Below are 2723 nucleotides of genomic sequence, written 5' to 3'. Positions count from 1 at the left end.
GATCAGGTTGAGGCGCTGGGCGCTGAGATTATTCTCGGCAATACCTTCCACCTGATGCTGCGTCCCGGAACTGAGGTGATTAAAGAGCACGGTGATCTGCACGATTTTATCGGCTGGGATAAGCCAATCCTGACCGACTCCGGCGGCTTTCAGGTGTTCAGCCTTGGTGATATGCGCAAAATTACCGAAGAAGGGGTGGCTTTCCGTTCGCCGGTCAATGGCGACAAGGTCATGATGACACCGGAAAGCTCGATGCAGGTGCAGCGTGATCTGGGTTCCGACATCGTGATGATTTTTGACGAATGCACACCGTATCCGGCGACCGAGAAGCAGGCCGCCGATTCGATGCGCATGTCATTGCGCTGGGCCAAGCGTTCAAAAGACGCCCATGGCGATAACCCATCGGCTCTGTTCGGTATTATTCAGGGCGGCATGTATGAAGACCTGCGTGACGAATCCCTCGCCGGTCTGCTGGAAATCGGTTTTGACGGTTATGCCATCGGTGGTCTGAGTGTGGGCGAACCGAAGCCGGACATGATGCGCGTGTTGCGTCATGTGGCGCCGAAAATGCCGCAGGACAAGCCGCGTTACCTGATGGGCGTGGGTAAGCCTGAGGATCTGGTAGAAGGTGTGCGTCGTGGGGTGGATATGTTTGACTGCGTAATGCCAACCCGTAATGCGCGTAACTCGCACCTGTTCACCTCGAAGGGGGTGCTGAAAATCCGCAACGCCGCCAACCGTACCTACAACGGTCCGGTGGATGATGAGTGCGACTGCTACACCTGCAAAAACTTCAGTCGTGCATACCTGCATCATCTGGACAAATGCAAAGAAATTCTGGGGGCTACTTTAAATAGCATTCATAACCTCCATTATTACCAGACCCTGATGGCCGGTTTGCGCCGCTCACTGGAAGAAGGTACATTTGCCGGGTTTGTCGATGAGTTCTATGCCAAACGGGGCATGAAGACCCCGCCACTGGATCAGGACTCCGGAGCCAGGGAATAAATAACACGCGGCGCTTTACGGTGCCGTCTGTAAACATTTTGTCGTTCAGCCGTGACATACTCGCGGTAAGTAATTGGGAGACTCTCTACATGAAAGCAATTCTGGCAGCTCTGGCCTTAACTACCTCCGGACTGGCTATGGCCGACGGTGGCGCGGCAGCACAACAGCCAATGGGCATTACCGGTCAGCTGGTATTCCTCGGCGGTTTTCTGCTGATTTTCTACTTCCTGCTGTGGCGTCCACAGAGCAAGCGTCAGAAAGAGCATAAAAATCTGATCGGTGGTCTGAGCAAAGGTGATGAAGTGGTAACCGCCGGCGGTATGCTGGGCAAAATCACCAAAGTAACCGATGACTTTGTGGTTATCGAAGTGGCTGACGGCGTACAGTTGCCGGTGCAGAAAGTAGCCATTACGGCGGCTCTGCCAAAAGGCACCATCAAAGACGTTAAAGCTTAAGCCCCGTCTCCGGGCTCAGGACGGTCTCTCAGGAGGCCGTCTTTGTTTTCTGAATAAGGATAAGGGCAGTTGTATGCTCAATAAATACCCGCTGTGGAAAAACCTTCTCATTGTGCTGGCGCTGATTTTTGCCTGTCTTTATGCCGCACCCAACCTGTATCCGCCCGATGCTGCTATTCAGGTAACGCCGGCCCGTTCTGGCGCTGAAATGTCGGAAGCGGTACTGACTAAAGTCCGTTCTGCTCTGCAGGAACGCAATATCGAATTTTTTGGTGAAGAAGTGACCGGTAGTACGGCATTGTTTCGCCTGACCAGCAACGAAAATCAGTTGCCGGCAAAAGACGCCGTACAGCGTTTGCTGGGTGATGAATTCATTGTGGCACTGAACCTGGCGCCGACCACCCCCGACTGGTTGCTCAATATGGGCGCGGGCCCTATGACGCTGGGTCTGGATCTGAGCGGTGGTGTGCACTTCCTGATGGAAGTGGATATGGATGATTACGTTAAAAGTAAAATCGCCAATTACCGTGAAGAATTCCGTAACCGTCTGCGTGAAGAACAGCTGAAGTATCGTCGAATTCAGATTGAAGATCATAAGCTGCGTATCAGCTTCGTCGATGCTGAAGTCCGGGCGCAGGCTAACAGCTTTATTTCCCGCACCTATCCTGAATTCCTGCAGGAAAATGAAGATAAAGGTGAGTACGCTGACGTTGTTCTGGCGATTACCGAAGCAAAAATCAAAGAATTTGAAGACTACGCCATCAAGCAAAACCTCACGACCCTGCGTAACCGGGTGAACGAGCTGGGTGTTGCTGAACCTCTGGTGCAGCGTCAGGGCCGTAACCGCATCGTGGTTGAACTGCCGGGTGTACAGGACACTGCTGAAGCCAAGAAAATTCTGGGCAAAGCCGCGAATCTGGAGTTTCGTCTTGAAGCCGAGCCGGGTGCCAGCCGTTTCCAGACCGAAGAATATGCCTTCCGTAATGAGCAGTTCCGTACTGCGCGTCTGGAAAAAGCCATTATTACCACCGGTGACAGCGTGACCAACGCCCAGCCATCCTTTGATGAGAATGGCTTTCCGCAGGTGAATATTGATCTCGACGCCAAAGGTGGCGCGATGATGACTCAGGTTACCCGTAAAGCAGTAAAGCGTCGTATGGCGGTACTCTTTGTTGAGCGTAAGCCGAAAACCACCTATGAGCTGGTCGATGGTGTGGAAACACCGAAAACCATTCAGATTGTGGAAAAATCCATTATTTC

The 2723-nt window shown here is 52.6% G+C and carries 3 protein-coding genes; all 3 read left to right on the top strand.

Going from position 1 to position 2723, the window contains the following annotated elements:
• Positions 1–1008 (top strand): tRNA guanosine(34) transglycosylase Tgt (gene tgt / locus B3P58_RS01695; RefSeq protein WP_286715624.1); only part of this gene is annotated, 1008 nt, incomplete at its 5' end.
• Between the two features lie 89 nt (positions 1009–1097).
• Positions 1098–1463, top strand: a complete 366-nt coding sequence (yajC, locus tag B3P58_RS01690; protein WP_145471000.1) for a preprotein translocase subunit YajC — start codon at positions 1098–1100, stop codon at positions 1461–1463.
• A gap of 73 nt (positions 1464–1536) precedes the next feature.
• Positions 1537–2723: SecDF P1 head subdomain-containing protein (locus B3P58_RS01685; protein ID WP_414716555.1), on the top strand; the 1187-nt coding region annotated here is incomplete at its 3' end.

The organism is Thalassolituus sp. UBA2009 (genome assembly GCF_002335285.1).
Classification (GTDB): domain Bacteria; phylum Pseudomonadota; class Gammaproteobacteria; order Pseudomonadales; family Oceanobacteraceae; genus Venatoribacter; species Venatoribacter alkanivorans.
Note: the sequence above shows the minus strand (reverse complement) of the source record. Positions and strands in the feature narration are given on the sequence as shown.

Bases quoted from the DNA above. Each gene is read 5' to 3' on its own strand.
- yajC (WP_145471000.1), top strand. From the start codon at position 1,098: ATGAAAGCAATTCTGGCAGCTCTGGCCTTAACTACCTCCGGACTGGCT.